The 16,222-nt window shown below is 35.3% G+C and carries 12 protein-coding genes; 5 read left to right on the forward strand and 7 right to left on the reverse strand.

Annotation, left to right across the window (positions count from 1 at the left end):
- Window positions 1-154 precede the first annotated feature (154 nt).
- The 3 genes from argF to argR all read right to left on the reverse strand — a co-directional run bounded on the left by argF (window position 155) and on the right by argR (window position 3,611).
- On the reverse strand, window positions 155-1,153 hold the full coding sequence (gene argF / locus WAZ07_RS13690; RefSeq protein ID WP_336472975.1) for an ornithine carbamoyltransferase: 999 nt from the start codon (window positions 1,151-1,153) through the stop codon (window positions 155-157).
- 30 nt (window positions 1,154-1,183) lie between these two features.
- Window positions 1,184-2,416, reverse strand: coding sequence for an arginine deiminase (gene arcA, locus WAZ07_RS13695; RefSeq protein ID WP_336472899.1), 1,233 nt, complete (start codon window positions 2,414-2,416; stop codon window positions 1,184-1,186).
- 745 nt (window positions 2,417-3,161) lie between these two features.
- Window positions 3,162-3,611: an arginine repressor gene (gene argR / locus WAZ07_RS13700; RefSeq protein ID WP_090917739.1), complete on the reverse strand. Its 450-nt coding sequence runs from the start codon at window positions 3,609-3,611 to the stop codon at window positions 3,162-3,164.
- A gap of 251 nt (window positions 3,612-3,862) precedes the next feature.
- Between argR and WAZ07_RS13705 the strand changes: the two genes are divergently transcribed.
- The 3 genes from WAZ07_RS13705 (at window position 3,863) to WAZ07_RS13715 (ending at window position 6,161) form a co-directional block, all read left to right on the forward strand.
- Window positions 3,863-4,585 (forward strand): amino acid ABC transporter ATP-binding protein, encoded by a 723-nt coding sequence (locus tag WAZ07_RS13705; protein WP_336472900.1) that lies wholly within the window; start codon window positions 3,863-3,865, stop codon window positions 4,583-4,585.
- 17 nt (window positions 4,586-4,602) lie between these two features.
- Window positions 4,603-5,388: an ABC transporter substrate-binding protein gene (locus WAZ07_RS13710; RefSeq protein WP_336472901.1), complete on the forward strand. Its 786-nt coding sequence runs from the start codon at window positions 4,603-4,605 to the stop codon at window positions 5,386-5,388.
- Window positions 5,389-5,474: 86 nt separating this feature from the next.
- On the forward strand, window positions 5,475-6,161 hold the full coding sequence (locus WAZ07_RS13715) for an amino acid ABC transporter permease (RefSeq protein ID WP_090917733.1): 687 nt from the start codon (window positions 5,475-5,477) through the stop codon (window positions 6,159-6,161).
- Window positions 6,162-6,403: 242 nt separating this feature from the next.
- Here WAZ07_RS13715 and desB read toward each other — a convergent pair whose 3' ends face one another.
- On the reverse strand, window positions 6,404-7,483 hold the full coding sequence (gene desB, locus WAZ07_RS13720; RefSeq protein ID WP_090917731.1) for a Delta(10) desaturase DesB: 1,080 nt from the start codon (window positions 7,481-7,483) through the stop codon (window positions 6,404-6,406).
- A 545-nt stretch (window positions 7,484-8,028) separates the two neighbouring features.
- On the opposite strand from desB, the gene WAZ07_RS13725 reads away from it, so the two are divergent.
- Window positions 8,029-9,555 carry an FAD-dependent oxidoreductase gene (locus WAZ07_RS13725; protein ID WP_396548553.1) on the forward strand — a complete coding sequence of 509 codons (1,527 nt, stop codon included), beginning with the start codon at window positions 8,029-8,031 and terminating at the stop codon, window positions 9,553-9,555.
- A 268-nt stretch (window positions 9,556-9,823) separates the two neighbouring features.
- Here WAZ07_RS13725 and WAZ07_RS13730 read toward each other — a convergent pair whose 3' ends face one another.
- The gene (locus WAZ07_RS13730; protein WP_090917727.1) at window positions 9,824-10,597 is read right to left on the reverse strand and encodes a nucleotidyltransferase domain-containing protein; all 774 of its coding nucleotides are present in this window, start codon (window positions 10,595-10,597) and stop codon (window positions 9,824-9,826) included.
- Between the two features lie 143 nt (window positions 10,598-10,740).
- Here WAZ07_RS13730 and WAZ07_RS13735 point away from each other — a divergent pair, with 143 nt between their 5' ends.
- Window positions 10,741-11,949, forward strand: coding sequence for an NAD(P)/FAD-dependent oxidoreductase (locus WAZ07_RS13735; RefSeq protein ID WP_336472902.1), 1,209 nt, complete (start codon window positions 10,741-10,743; stop codon window positions 11,947-11,949).
- A gap of 44 nt (window positions 11,950-11,993) precedes the next feature.
- On the opposite strand, the gene WAZ07_RS13740 is transcribed toward WAZ07_RS13735, so the two are convergent.
- Entirely contained in the window at window positions 11,994-13,106 is a 1,113-nt protein-coding gene (locus WAZ07_RS13740; protein ID WP_336472903.1) for a PRK06851 family protein, read from the reverse strand.
- A gap of 394 nt (window positions 13,107-13,500) precedes the next feature.
- On the reverse strand, window positions 13,501-14,736 hold the full coding sequence (locus WAZ07_RS13745; protein ID WP_336472904.1) for an ATP-binding protein: 1,236 nt from the start codon (window positions 14,734-14,736) through the stop codon (window positions 13,501-13,503).
- Between the last annotated feature and the right edge of the window lie 1,486 nt (window positions 14,737-16,222).

The raw sequence follows: 16,222 nt of genomic DNA on the forward strand, positions 1-16,222 counted from the left end.
GTTGAACCAATCGGGCTTTTACGGGCAGTTATCCCCCACCTATCTTCTTTGCTTCCCTCTCAATCTTGAGATAGGGATCTTACTGCCCGTTAATGCGGGATAAAGTGAAACTTCTATCAATAGAGGGATAAAGAAGGAGGAATCTCCTCCTTCTTTATTCCATATTTCCTAAAGTAGCTGCCATAACCGCTTTAATTGTATGCATTCTATTTTCCGCTTGATCAAATACTTTTGAATGCTTACTGCGGAATACTTCGTCACTTACCTCCATTTCTTTTATGCCATATTTTTCATATATTTCCTCTCCGTACAATGTTTCTATATCATGAAATGCAGGTAAACAATGTAAGAAAATCATATTTTCATTTCCGGTCTTTTTAATCATTTCCATGTTCACTTGATATGGAGTAAGAAGTTCAATACGTTCAGCAAATTTATCTTCTTCGCCCATAGATACCCATACATCTGTATAAATAACATCTGCACCGGCAACAGCTTCTTCCACGTTGCTCGTTACCATGACCCGATCACTATATTTTTTAGCAGTATCAATGATTTCTTGTGCTGGGAATAGTGACTCTGGAGTACAAATGCGTACTTCCATTCCTACCATCGAACCGCCAACTAATAAGCTATTCGCCACATTGTTACGTCCATCTCCGACGTAGACGAGCCTAATATCCTCTAATTTTCCGAGGTGCTCTTTTATTGTTAACAAATCTGCAAGTGTTTGTGTCGGATGCCACATGTCTGTTAAGCCATTCCATACTGGCACACCTGAGTTGTTCGCTAGAGATTCTACTGTTGCATGTGAAAATCCACGGAATTCAATACCGTCAAACATACGTCCTAACACTTTTGCTGTATCTTCAACAGATTCTTTCTTCCCGAGCTGAATATCATTTTTACCTAGGTATTCAGGATTTGCCCCTAAATCCGTACAAGCCACCGTAAATGCACAACGGGTACGAGTTGAAGTTTTTTCAAATAAAAGGGCAACATTTTTACCTTCTAAATAATGATGCGGGATACCGTTTTTCTTTTTCTCTTTTAATTCTGCCGCTAAATCAATAAGATATAAAAATTCTTCCTCTGTAAAATCTTTTTCAGCAAGAAAACTTCTTCCTTTTAAGTTTGGTTTTGTCATCATCATCATTCGTCCCTACTTTCTCTTGTATTTAGCTTAGATATCTTTTCGAACAATTGGCATACTCATGCAACGTGGACCCCCACGACCGCGAGACAATTCCGAACTTAATACTTCCACAACCTCTATACCATGCTCTCGTAATAAAGCATTGGATACATAGTTGCGATCATATGTAACAACTACTCCCGGTGCAATTGCTAATGTATTGGATCCATCGTTCCATTGTTCACGAGCAGAAGCAATCGCATCTCCTCCTCCGCAAGGAATAAGAACCAATTCGCTCAAACCTAACACTTCTTTTAAAGCCTCAGTTAAAGAAGTACGATGTGTGATTTTGAGAACTTCTTCACTCTCTCCTTTTTCCAAAATATAAATATTCATATTTCCTTTTGGATCTTGAATAGCTGGATGAATTGTAAATTTATCATAATCAACCATTGTAAATACTGTATCTAAATGCATAAATGCACGACATTTTGGAATCTCTATTGCTAGTACTTTCTTAATTTTATTTTGACGACTAAATAAATTTTTTGCTAATCGTTCAATCGCTTTAGCCGATGATCTAGCTGATACGCCAATCGCAATTGTTTCTTCATTTAAGATAAGCTCATCGCCGCCTTCAATTGGAAAATCATAGTCACGATCTAACCAAACTGGTACATTGTGACTCGCAAAGCGTGGATGATGTTTAATGATATATTCCATAAACAATGATTCACGTCTCCGTGCTGGTTCTCTCATTTTGTTAATTGTTAAACCGCCACCTATACTAGCTGCTGGGTCACGTGTAAAATATAAATTTGGCATTGGATCTAAATAAAATGGATAATGATCTTCCATTAATTCATACAGGTGGGTTTTTTTACTAGTTTCAATTTCGTTTTTACGTACGCCCCCCATAATTTTCTGAACCATTTCTTCATTTGAAAAGGAAAGTAAATATTCTTTTAAATTCTGATATGCACCATTTACGTCAGCCTGTCCTTCTTTTAAAATACGATCAACAAATTCTTCACGAAGTTTTTTATCAACTAACGCCTCAGCTGCTAGTGTTTCTAAATAAAGAACTTCAACACCCCGATTGCGTAATGTTTGCGCAAAATAATCATGTTCTTTTTGAATAATTGGTAAATATGGAATATCGTCAAATAATAATTGTTGTAAATAATCTGGCGTTAAGTTTTCCACTTCTTTACCTGGACGTTTTAATAAAACTGTTTGTAATTCTCCAATTTCTGAAGTAACATGTATCGGATGTTTCATTTGTTGTACCCCCTTTTAAATTCATTTGATGTCTACAAGTACATAATAAACAGAATGCACATATCTCTTTGTGAAAACGCTAACAATGTTAAGTGGAATATTTCACAAATTATTTTTTAAAAATCATATGTAATTGTATTTTTATAAGATATTTCATCTCATAATTAACTAACTAGGTAAAATATCACGCATATTAGCTGTATAATTGCCTCCTATTTGAGGTTAAAATTTTTTATATCGTATTAGCATAAAGTTTAGTAAAAACAAAGACGTTTTATCAGATCCATTCCGATTAGCGAAGATAAAGACACTCCTTCTGATGACTGATTAAGCCTTATGTATAAATCCATTTTAATTTTTCGACATATAAGTCGCTTCTATGCGCAGCCAGATGCTCTCGTCCCACCTAAAAAGAAAGGGAGGTTTTATGTCGTTTTTTTAACTTGTATATATAAATTAAAAAAGACTGTTCTAATTTTCATTAGAAACAGCCTTCTCATTTATATGTATAAATATATTTTGATGTTTTAACATACAATTCGCTTCTATACAAAGCTATATGAATCCATTTTGATTTTTCGACATATAGATTGCTGCTATGTAGAAAAAAGGAGCCTACTACTTTCTTTCTCCCTTTGTTTTTACTTCACGTGTGGCAGAAAAAGGCCCTGACCGCTTCTATGCATGGCCAGATACTCTCATCCACCTAAAAAGAATGGTTTTTTGTCATTTTTTCAATTTGGATTTACATAATCAACCCCAATCTATCTTTTATAATCTCCCTATCTACTTTTGACCCCGCAATTACAAGACATGTATCATTCCCACATATACATCCTATTTTTTCTTTCCAGTCTAAAGAATCTAATAAAGCACCGATAACATGAGCATTCCCAGGCAAAGTTTTAATAATAATCAGTTGTTCTACATAATCGATTTTTTCAACTACTTCTCTTATTTTTTTCTTTAGCTGTATATCTGCTCGCTGGTTCTCTTCTGTAAAAACCTTATATATTGCTACTCCTTTTGAAGAAGCTCCCTTTACTAAATTTAATTCATGAATATCTCGAGAAACCGTTGCTTGTGTGACCAATACATCACGTTCCTCTAACAACTCTACCAATTTTTCTTGTGTATCTATTTCATTCTCTCTCACCAATTGTTTAATTAGTTGTTGTCTTTTCTCTTTTTTCATGAAAGACACTCCCTCTAATATTATAGCTTTATTATATCTTGCTATAATTTTCTTCTGAAAGAGACAACGACAAATGTTGCGGAAACGTTCATATCTCTACTTTTTATAACAATTTTTCCTGTTTTCTATTTATATACAACAATCTATATTCCCTTAAAATTTTTAACAAAAATAAAGGAATTTGACGATTTATGACTAATTAACAAAAATAAGTTATTTTTATACATCTACATTTCTTTGGAGGGGGATGCATGATACAAGTTCAAAACCTTACAAAATCCTTTGGGTCTTTAAACGTGTTAAAAAACATCAATTTACACGTACAAGAAAAAGAAGTTGTTGTCTTAATCGGTGCAAGCGGTTCAGGGAAAAGTACATTACTGCGTTGTTTAAACTTCCTAGAAGTGTATGATAATGGAGAAATTTCGATACAGGGAGAACAAATTCATCCGAAACATACAAATTTAAACAACGTCCGCGAAAATGTCGGTATGGTTTTTCAACATTTCAATTTATTTCCTCATATGACCTCACTAGAAAACATCATAGAAGCCCCTATTCACGTCAAAAAGTTAGATAAAACAAAGGCAACAAGCATTGCCTACGAATTACTAGAAAAAGTCGGATTACAAGATAAAGCGAACGTAACACCCGATCTTTTATCAGGTGGTCAAAAACAGAGAATTGCTATTGCAAGAGCACTCGCAATGAACCCAACAATTATGTTATTTGACGAACCTACCTCAGCTCTCGATCCTGAGCTCGTCGGAGAAGTGCTACAAGTTATGAAAGATCTCGCAAAAGAAGGTATGACAATGATTATCGTCACACATGAAATGGGATTTGCCCGTGAGGTAGCTGACCGCATTATTTTTATGGATGACGGACAAATCGTAGAGGATGCACCCCCAGAACAATTTTTCACCGCTCCATCAAATCAGCGCGCGAAGCAATTTTTACGAAATATTTTATAAAAATTGGAGGTGCTTTTATGAAACGAAATATGTTTAAAGCGATAGCAGTGATTACATTATGTGCTTCTTTATTATTAGGTGCTTGCAGTAAAGAAAGTAGTACTTCATCAACCGATGGAAAGAAAGAATTTCGCTATGCAATGAGCGGTGTGTATAAACCGTTTAGCTATAAAGAAAATAGTAAACTTGCCGGCTTTGACGTCGAAATTGGTGAAGCTCTTGCTAAGAAAATGAATATGAAAGCTGTCCCTGTGACAAATCCTTGGGAAACATTAATCCAAGGATTGCAAGCTAAAAAATATGATGTGATTTTAGGGAGTATGGCCATCACAGAAGACCGTCTAAAAGCAGTGAACTTTACGAACCCATATTATCGTTCTGGGGCACAAATTTTCGTTACAAAAACGAACACCTCCATATCCTCCGCTGAAGATCTAAAAGGAAAAAAAGTAGGTGTTGTGAAAGCAAGTACATTCAAAACACTTATTGCTAAACAAACAGACCAAATTACCGAATACGATAGTGATATTACCGCCCTTATGGACTTAGAACCAGGACGAATTGATGCTGTTATAACAGATCAAATGGTAGGTCTTCGCATAATGAAAGAAGGAAAAGCAAATATAAAAGACGCCGGAAAGCTATTATCTCTTGATGAAATGGCCATTGCTGTTCGTAAAGACGACAAAGAACTACTACAGAAATTAAATAAAGCTCTAGATGAAATCATTCAAGATGGCACATATGAAAAAATCAGTAAAAAGTGGTTCGGTCGTAACATTCTAGGTGAAAAAGGAAAATAGATTTTTTACACATAGATCATGCCCCGCACCTTTTGACGGGGCATCGGAATCACATGAAAATAAACTGCGATATAGAGGTGATAACCATGATTGATATTTTCATATCTACATATCCAACGTTCCTAAAAGCAATTGTCATTACATTACAATTAACCATAACATCCCTATTACTTGGATCCATAATTGGATTGTTGTTTGCTTTTTTTCGTATTTCAAATAGTAAACTCTTAAATGGAATTGCACATGTATACATTGCCATTATTCGTGGGATACCATTAGTTGTACAAATTATGATCCTCTATTTTGGAATTACATCTATTATTGTATTATCCCCATTCTGGGCGGGGGCAATAGCTCTCGCTATTCATAACGGTGCTTATATTACAGAAATTTTTAGAGGGTCTATTCAGTCTGTAGACCGCGGTCAACTTGAAGCAGCTCGCTCCTTAGGAATGTCATATCCATTAGCAATGCGGCGTATTATTTTGCCTCAAGCGTTTCGTTTATCTATTCCGCCGCTTGGCAATCAGTTCATTATCGGCTTAAAAGACTCTTCGCTCGTTGCTTATGTAGGAATGTCAGAGCTGTGGGGCACTGGGCTTTCTGAAGCTGCCGCAAACTTTCAGCAACTCGAAACATATATGATCGTCAGCGTCTATTATCTTGCGCTTGTACTTCTATTCACGTACTTTGTCCATCTTCTTGAAAAAAGATTGGCACGAAAAAATACGAATTATACACAAGCTGTGAAACAGGAAGAAATCCCCATGTAAAAAGCACGAACTCTCCACGAGTTCGTGCTTTCACTTTGTTGAAATATCATTCTATAAAATATATGAAGGTTCTATATTATATATCGTTGCTATGCAGAATAAAACATGATCGCTACTTGCTCCCTTTGTTTTAAACATCGCACGTGGCAGAAAAAAGCCCTGACCGCTTCTATACACGGCCAGGTGCTCTCGTCCTCCCCTAAAAACAAAAGGGTTTTTATATCATTTTTTCAAATTATGTTTTATCCGTTTTTCACAACTTTTGATTCTTTTATATTTTCCTGGCGATATTCAATATTCGCAGGATCTAGTCCATTTCCTAAAGAGCCGTATAAATGCGCTTTATGCGGATCAATTAACTCGCTACCTTGATAATATACACGCGGTGTATTCCAAAGGGCAGCTAACGCTTTCCCCATTGGCATTTCATGATAGCGCTCTGGCCACATTTCTTTAATTTTCTCTTTTACTAACGGATAGTATTTCGAACTCATACCTGGGAACAAGTGATGTTCTGTATGATATGAGAAGTTAAAATGTAATACATCTACCCAGCGCGGCACTGTTACCGATAAACAGTTTGCAAGTGGATCGTTTACAGGAACAATCGGGTTCAAACGATGATTTGTTGCAATATATGCCATTACAATGAAGTTTGCAATTAATAATGGAATAACATAAGCAAAAAACCATTTTGCAGGACCCATAATAAACAATAAACTAATCCATACTGTCCATGGCAAAAGAAGCTGGAACCACACAGATTTTTGATTCTGCGGTTTAAATTCCTTGATAAAAAGGAAAAACATACGAGACGAATGCATTGTAAATTGAATTGTTAACGACAAAAAGCTGAAGAAAGAACGAACATGTAATGGTAGGCGATATACCCAACGTAAAAATTTGCTTTTCTTAAACTTATCCATCGTTGGCCACGCATCTGGATCATGCTCCTCATGTTGTGTGTGCACATGGTGAGTTAAATTATGCCACTTTCTCCACAATTTCGGTCCAGTTGATAATGGCATGAACGCAATTGCTCCAAGAAAATCTCTTAGCCAAGCTTTTCTTACTACTGTGCCATGTAAAATTTCATGACCAAGAAATCCCATAGATGCAAAACACAATCCTAAAACGATTGCAATTCCAAGATTAGCCCACACATTCAAATTGAATAAGCCAATTGCCAAAAACCCCGCTACTGTAACGAGTAAATAGGCTAGTCCTCCAAACAAACGAGCCGGGACTGGTTTAAATGCCTTTTTTGGCAAATGTGGTGATACGCGTGCTGCATACCATCCAAACGTATGAAGATCCTTCATTCTTTTGCCCCTTTCTCTTGCCGCGCTTACGCACTTTGCACATATTGATTTTCGTTTCCAGATTGATAATACTATTATTATAAATTTTCTTTCTCACAGAAAATTATGTTCACTCACTCTTACAATTATTATTCATTGAAAAACATTTCTCTTTTTACCCTTTATCAACCTTTCCACAAGATGAATCATATCAGTACGTTTTCTATATTGTCAATAGATTTTATGACCTAGTAATAAAAGTTGGTTATATTTTTATAATTACTTTCTATGTTACTAAAGGAAAAACGTTTATTTACCAACATTTCAACTTCCTACTATCCTTTCATCTGTCCTTCACTAATTACTCCGTTTCATGGTCAATACTATACTTAACCTTATTTATTCCGCGTTCTGCTAATGAAATGAAAAGCCAAAACCATATATGGAAAGCTGACTAATAAATTATTTTAAAATAATTTATTAGCAATTCGATTCAAATACATAAAATCCCTAACAATTGGAAAAAATAGTTAGCAAGAACTCATTAAAATAAGAGGTGTATTCACTTGGAACATAATCAGCTCCCAAAATTTCCAGAACCATATTGGCGTGATTCTATTCATTTGCCTACCTTCCCAAAGCTAACAGAGGACATTAGAACTGAAGTTGCCATTGTTGGAGCAGGTATCACTGGTATCACAACCGCTTATTTACTCGCTAAAGAAGGTGTCAAAGTTGCTTTAATCGATGCAGGAAATATTTTAAACGGAACAACTGGACATACAACGGCAAAGATTACAACGCAGCACGATCTTATTTACAATGAACTCATTAATCACTTTGGAGAAGAAAAAGCAAAATTATATTACGAGGCAAACAATGAAGGACTGCAATTTATAAAAGAGACCGTACAAGAGCACAATATTCAATGTGATTTCACAGAAGAAGATGCTTATCTATATACAAACTCAATCGACAACTTACACAAGTTAACAGAAGAATTAGAAGCATACAAACAGCTTAATATCCCTGGTGAATATGTAGAAAGTATCCCACTTCCCATTCCCGTAAAAGCTGCGCTTGTTATAAAGAATCAAGCGCAATTCCACCCGCTTCGCTACCTCACAGCACTTGTCGAAGAATTTATTAAAGCTGGCGGCGTTCTATATGAAAATACAACTGCAATTGATGTAGAAAAAGGATTTTATCAACAAGTGATTACAAAGGACGGACATCGAATCACTTGTGGTTACATTATTTCTTGTTCACACTTTCCCTTTTATGATGCAAACAGCTTCTTCTTCGCAAGGATGTACGCAGAACGCTCTTATGTCCTTGGCGTGAAAACAAAGCAAGAGTATCCAGGAGGAATGTATTTAAGCATCGATAACCCAAAACGATCCCTCCGCTACACCACAATGGATGGCGAAAAACTCGTGTTAATTGGCGGTGAAAGTCATAAAACAGGACAAGGCATTAACATGATGAATCATTACGAAGCACTGCAAGCATTTGGCGAAGAAACTTTTGGCATAGAGGAAATCCCATACAGATGGGCAACACAAGATTTAATTACACTTGATAAAGTTCCTTATATCGGACACATCAATGAAAATAACCCTAACATTTTCGTTGCAACAGGCTACCGCAAATGGGGCATGACAAATGGAACCGCAGCAGCTTTATTGCTAAAAGCATCTGTTATGAAAATCGATAGCCCATACAAAGAACTCTATGCACCATCACGATTCCATACGAATCCAGATATAAAAACGTTTGTTACGCAAAACCTCGACGTAGCAAAGCATTTAATTGAAGGAAAACTAGAGTTTGCTCTTCGTAAACCAGAAGATCTCGAAAACGGAGAAGGTGCTGTTGTAAGAGTAAATGGGAAGCGTGCCGGTGCGTATAAAGATGATAATGGGAAACTGCATATTGTCGATACAACTTGTACACATTTAGGCTGCGAAGTGGAATGGAATAGCGGTGAATGCACATGGGATTGTCCTTGTCATGGTTCACGTTTTTCAATTGAAGGAGAGGTAATTGAAGGGCCGGCTGATGAAGCGTTAAAAAGAATTGAAGATATGTGATGCTGTAAGCTTACAACTATTCTCTTATATAAAAGTAAAAAAGCATAAAAACCTCTTTTTTAGAGGAGGACGAGAGCATCTGGCCGTGCATTGCAGCGGTCAGGGCCTTTTTCTGCCTCATGCGAGGTTTCAAACAAAGGGAGCATGCAAGTAGCGACCATGATGTATGCTGCATAGTAACGACTTTTATGTCTGAAAAATGAAAATGGATTTATATAGTTAAATATGAAATTTCATCTCTAATATAAGGAGGAGCACCAATATTTTATCAGTGCTCTTTCCAACTTTGATGTAACATATCTCGAAATAATACATTTAACTGCTCAATATCTATAACCGATTTCTTTTCTAAACTCTTCACGTACTCTTCATAATATGTAATCTGCTCTTCTAAAAATTTATTCAATAACGTAATTCTTGGTCCTACATCCAGCTCGATACCCGCTTTTTTCTTCTCAAGCAGTTTCTCAATTTCTTCTAAAAGTGCTGAATCCAATGCTAATCCATTCATTAATCTTTCAAACTCAACAGGTGGCAATATTTTTTTCTCTTCTAACCATTTGCACGCCAGTATCGGACGTAATACATAAAAATATTTTTTTATCTTTACTTCTTCACTTTGCAAAAATGTGCGATAGTTTTTAGATGCCATATGTAAATAATGATATATCGTTGCTTTTGGATCAAAATGACTACTCATTTCCTGCAAGCGTTCAGGAAGATTTGATGCCTTATTGTATACAATGGGGGAACTTATCCACTCTAACAAAGCTGGATTCGATTTAGAAAATAGCTGCAGTGCTTTGCGGAGTTCCCAGCCACTTATATCAAGATCATCGTTAATTGGATACTCAATAACATCTCGCTTCGGCTCAATTGATAAATACCATTCCAATCGGTGTACGTATACAAAACGCACATCATAATCACTATCTTTTGATGGAAATCCCCATGCCCGGCTCCCTGATTCAACTGCAAACAAGACTTTCACATCATTCTCTTTCTCAATTCTTTCTAATTCTAATTGGATTTTTTCTCTCATACTATATCACTCTCATTTTCTGATCATTTCCTCGGAAATTCGACAAATATAATAACATTCCTTCTTTTTATTCGAAAACGTATACAACTCCATTAAATCGGTAACTTTAGAAGTATGATTTTCATTTAGGCAGGTGCATAGGAATGGATTTACACACAGGTAAAATGTTTTGGACGACAACTCTCCCAAGTCCACCCACGTATTCATCTTTGCAAGAAGATATAACATGTGATGTGTTAATTATAGGTGCAGGAAGTTCTGGGGCACAATTTTCACATTTCTTAAGTGAAACAGACTTACGTGTCGTTGTTGTTGATAAAAGAAAAGTAGGACATGGAAGCAATTTACCAAACACGGGACTTATTCAATATTTAGGTGATAAAATGTTTTTTGAACTTGTGAATACGTTTGGCGAAGAACATGCCGTTCGTCATTTTAAATTATGCGAACAAGCTATTTGTGACATTGAAGCTGCTTCTCAAAATTTACCCATTTCATCTGATTTTATTCGCCGTGATAGCTTGTACTATGCCAGCTGTGAAGATGATATTGAGAAACTAGAAAAAGAACTTTATTACTTACAAAAGCATGGATTCAAAGCAGTTTGGCTAACAGAAAAACAAATTGGTCAAAAGTATCCCTTTCAAAAACGCGCCGCTCTTTATACATACAACGACGGTGAAATTAACCCATATAAATTTACGCACGGCCTATTAAAGCAAGCCTCAAATAAAGGAGTAAAAATATATGAAGATACCGAAATAACAGGGCAGAAATTAGAAAAAGAGAAAGCTACTTTTTTCACAAAAAATGGTCATTCTATTACTACCAAAAAAGTGATAATTGCTGCTGGCTATGAAGGATTAGAGTTCAAAAAAGACAAAAATGCAACACTTAGCAGTTCTTATGCCATTGTCACAACCCCTGTATCTGATTTTTCTTCCTGGTACAAACGGACACTTATTTGGGAAACTGCTCGCCCATATATTTATATAAGAACTACTGCTGACAACCGCGTTATTATCGGCGGGCTTGATGAAGATACGGATATCGCAGAAGAACGAGATGCGAAACTAATTCATAAACGGGATAAACTATTAAAAGAATTTCAAAAGTTGTTTCCCAATATCGATGTGAAACCTGAATTTTATTTCGGTGCCCTTTATGGCGGCACGCATGATGGACTACCGATGATTGGTATATATGAAGAAATGCCTAACTGCTATTTTATCTATCCTTATGGTGATAATGGCTTAGTATACAGCATGGTGTTCTCTAGAATTATTCGTGATGTTATTATAAATGGATCAAGTCCAAATCTTGATTTATACAGACAAACACGTCCGATTTGAAAGAGGAGCTGACATTAATCCTTTTTCGAGTCAGCTCCTTTTCTTCACTGTTGCTGCTGGGCAACAAATTCTGCAATCCGCTCAAACTCAGATTGAATCTCATCTTTGTACGCATCCACTTTTTCAAAATCCATCGCCGCAATATAAATTTTCTCTAGTTTATCACGCACAGATTTTGCCTTTGCTAAATAGGACATCGCTTCATTCATTTTCTCTCTATAGCGTCTTGATACATCTTGAATTTCTACTGCATATTTTTCATCTGTTCCCGGTTCAATAATAAGTTCATACATATCAATGATTTCATCACTCTCACGAGTTGGAAAATATTCATGCGGCGCTGTACTATCAAAAATGGCAAAGCCAAGTTCTCTTACAATGACCATATCAAGACTATTTGGATCAAAGCCGCAATGATAGATCTCAACATCGAATCCTTTCTCTTCAGCTGCCGCTGCTAATTTCTTTAACATCGTCGATTTTCCAGAACCAGGTCGCCCTTTTATAAAATAACGCTTCGGTACATCTTCTGTTAAATTAGGAACAAAATCAACTGCTCCTTTTGGCGTTGCCGCTCCTAAAAAACGATGCTTCACATTCGCTTTTTTCATACACGTTTTATCAGTGAAAAACTGCTGTATAAGCTGCTTTGTTAATTCATTTGCTTTTTCAAAATCAATGTGGTCAATATAAAACTTCTCCCATTCATCATGAATCTCTAGCGCCGTCTTAAAACACGCATAAGCTGACTGAAACGAATTAGCCGCTTCTGATGTATAATGTACAATCTCACTTTTATGCGTCCTAAGCTCAGCAGAATCCCAAGCTATACCTAAGTTTACATACTCTTCTACAACACCTGGTACTTTCGGCTCAATCACATGCGGTGCCGTTCCATCAACAATCCCTACTTTTAACGCCGGAATAATCACACCATCAATTGAATGATTGTCAGATGAACAATGTAAAAACTCAATATCGTATCCTTTCTTTACCCAATCACGACCAATCGCCTTCATAAGTGAAGATTTTCCTGTTCCAGGACCACCTTTTAGAATAAATAATCGGTCTAACCCCGTTACGTTCTCTTCATATAAACTGTAAAATCCCCTTGCTGTATTACCGCCAGCATAATAATTTTTTATGTTTCCTTCCACTGCCTTTCACTCCCTTGTAAGCAGTTTCACTACATAAGCTACAATATGCAAGCAGGAAAAAATAGGTGAATACCTATAAAGTATATAAATACAAATTAAAAAACGACATAAACCCCTTTTCCTGCCACGTGCAAGGGTTAAACGTATAGAACGAGTGCGGGGCATGTTGTATTCTGCAAAGCAGCGAATGTTGAAAATTTAAAATGGCTTTGTATAATGTGAAACTTCCACCAGTAAGTTTTTCCTCCACCTCTCTCCCAATCTTGAGATAGTGGTCTTATTGCACAAAAATAGCCGGATAAAATAAACAGCTTTGTGTTTCAAATATTTTCATTCAGAATTACGAAAAAACTCTTCTTTTTAGAATATGAAAGAAGAGTTTTTTCACGTATATTTAATTCACTTCTCCTACTGGCAACTTGATATTTACCTTTGTCCCGATACCAAGTCTGCTTTGAAATTCCATTTCACCTTGATGTTCTTCAAGAATTTTATATGTAACCATTAAACCTAAACCTGTTCCATTTTCCTTTGTCGTATAAAAAGCTTCACCTATTTTATCTATTTTCTCTTGCTCCATCCCGCACCCTTCATCAATTACACTCACTACAACCTCATCACCATGAACTCTATTCGCTTCCACAATAATATTACCGCCGCCGGGCATAGATTCTATCGCATTTTTAATAATATTAAGAAATACTTGTTTCATCTGTTTTTCATCACATTTTATAGAAGGTAATTCTTTAACAAACATTGTTGAAATTGTAATACCATATTGAGCGGCTGTCTGTTCTACAATCGAAATCACATAATATAAAATATCTTTTATATTATGTAATGTATAGTGTCTCTTTTTCGGTTTTCCAAGAACCATTAATTCACTAACAATCGCATTCATACGTTCAATTTCCTGCACCATGATGTTATAGTATTCTACATCTTCAGGGTGCTTTTCTCTCTGCATCTGCGTAAAGCCTTTTAATGATGTTAATGGATTGCGTATTTCATGTGCGATCGTAGTCGCCATTTTTCCGATGACTGCCAATTTTTCAGCTTGTTGTGCTTCTTCAAACATGTTTTCAATTGTACATACGTACGATTGAAAACGTGTTAACAGAATAAACGCGATAGTTGCAAAACTTACACATAGCACAATAGGTCCAATTACAATTGGTGCATGTAACATGATTCCTAAAACGGCATACTTTCCAACAATCCCAAGTGACACGATCCGAAAATAGCGTTTATTTACAAAAATAGGAGAAAATAAAAATAAAAACGGTTCTACTGCATTACCACTGTCAAATGGTTTTGTAGTGCCATAATAAATCATTATATTATCAATAAAATCAATAAAAATATATCCTATAAAAATAATATATTTTACAATATATATATTTTTCTTTTTTATAAAATAGATAGCAATTAACAACAATAAAAACATAAAAGGATACATCCAGAATCCTAAACCACCTTCTGGAAAGCCTATATCGCTATCTCCCATTTCCACTTTTGGATAAAAATAATAATACAGAATATCACTCAAGAAGAAAATTACATAAAATAAACTTAAAAAAAGCTTTAACGCTTTAACTTCCTCTTGTATAAGTATATGAGCTTTGTCCATGTTAAAACTCCTTTATCGGCAACAACAATTTTATAAACAGCCATTAAGCCTCTACCAAAATCACTTGCTTTTTCCCTTCTTCTTGAAACAGCATCGTACTTGGATCCACATTAAACTCCTTTATAGGTTGAAATGTTTTCAAATAAAAACTTCCCACTATTTTATTATAACGATATATACATAACCTACAATACTCTATTTAAAAATAACAAATTATATATTGCGTAACAAATTGTTTACTCAAACAATCACTATGCTCGTCAACACTTTTTCTATTCTTGAATTCAAGATACAAACGCCACAATAGAGTAAGCCTTATAAACTGGAGTTACTCTGAATCTTTTGTTAAAGTTAAATTACCAAAATTACCTAGAGGGGATTTGTAATTTTTAAACATCTCATACGCCCTTCACTCCCCTTATCTATTTTCTTATCAAGTAGTATACATAATAGTACAAAAGCTTAGGTACAAGAGGAGGAAAAAATTAGTCATTTATATATAGCACGGCTTTGTATACGTATCAAGATTTCCCTGTATCACTTAATCTATGAACACATAGAAAAGGAAGAGAATTTGAAACACATTTTAATATGTAATATTGCATATTAAAATGTGTTGATAAAAATGTAAGCGCTTACTATAATAAGGGTATAAAGATGAACCACATCGTAATACAAAAAAAGAGGAGGAAATCATATGGCAATCGCAATGGCAGTTTTAAAATTTGTAGGTGGACTACTTCCATTCGTACAAGAGCTTTTAAAAGCATTTATGTAAGTTCATATTCAGCAATCATTTATAAGAATGATCTGTATACCAAAGATGAATTGATGTACAGACCAGAGGAGGAAATCATATGGCAATTGCAATGGCAGTTTTAAAATTTGTAGGTGGATTACTTCCATTCGTACAAGAGCTTTTAAAAGCATTTATGTAAGTTCATTATTCCGCAATTATTTATAAAAATTATCATACAAATGATCTGTATACCAAAGATGAATTGATGTGCAGATCATTTGTGTGAGCAAAGTCCCTTTAGATATTATAAAGGGGCTTTTTTAAGTTTCTATATACTTGGACTGCTGATAAGCGTGATTATGGTAATTTCACATCTGTAGAATATACAATATAAAAAGAAAAGTAAAAAAAGAGTCCTATTAATTTTTTCTCAACATGAATACCCTAATTATTTACAGTTTAAATATTCAAAATTAAAAGATAATATTTTATAATAAGCGTGTGATGGTTTCTGTCCCATTTGTCTCTCCCTATGTCATAGATAAGACTGAATCCCTAGTCTTATCTTTTTTTATTTATATATCTGATTCCCCCCTATTTGCTTCACAGAAATTTATTGTGTAATCTCTGTCTAACAAAGAGCCCATTTAGTAAATATCTAACAGGCTCACGACAACAATTCTTTCTTTTTCAGACCATGCATTAAAAGTATAGAGTTTTAGGATAAGGCCTTAATCTTTCAGAATG

The organism is Bacillus bruguierae (genome assembly GCF_037104725.1).
GTDB classification, from domain to species: domain Bacteria; phylum Bacillota; class Bacilli; order Bacillales; family Bacillaceae_G; genus Bacillus_A; species Bacillus_A bruguierae.

Excerpts from the sequence above, each read along its gene's own strand:
- argF (WP_336472975.1), bottom strand. The coding sequence starts at position 1,153 with ATGATGATGACAAAACCAAACTTAAAAGGAAGAAGTTTTCTTGCTGAA.
- arcA (WP_336472899.1), bottom strand. The coding sequence starts at position 2,416 with ATGAAACATCCGATACATGTTACTTCAGAAATTGGAGAATTACAAACA.
- argR (WP_090917739.1), bottom strand. The coding sequence starts at position 3,611 with ATGAAAAAAGAGAAAAGACAACAACTAATTAAACAATTGGTGAGAGAG.
- WAZ07_RS13705 (WP_336472900.1), top strand. The coding sequence starts at position 3,863 with ATGATACAAGTTCAAAACCTTACAAAATCCTTTGGGTCTTTAAACGTG.
- WAZ07_RS13710 (WP_336472901.1), top strand. The coding sequence starts at position 4,603 with ATGAAACGAAATATGTTTAAAGCGATAGCAGTGATTACATTATGTGCT.
- WAZ07_RS13715 (WP_090917733.1), top strand. The coding sequence starts at position 5,475 with ATGATTGATATTTTCATATCTACATATCCAACGTTCCTAAAAGCAATT.
- desB (WP_090917731.1), bottom strand. The coding sequence starts at position 7,483 with ATGAAGGATCTTCATACGTTTGGATGGTATGCAGCACGCGTATCACCA.
- WAZ07_RS13730 (WP_090917727.1), bottom strand. The coding sequence starts at position 10,597 with ATGAGAGAAAAAATCCAATTAGAATTAGAAAGAATTGAGAAAGAGAAT.
- WAZ07_RS13735 (WP_336472902.1), top strand. The coding sequence starts at position 10,741 with ATGGATTTACACACAGGTAAAATGTTTTGGACGACAACTCTCCCAAGT.
- WAZ07_RS13745 (WP_336472904.1), bottom strand. The coding sequence starts at position 14,736 with ATGGACAAAGCTCATATACTTATACAAGAGGAAGTTAAAGCGTTAAAG.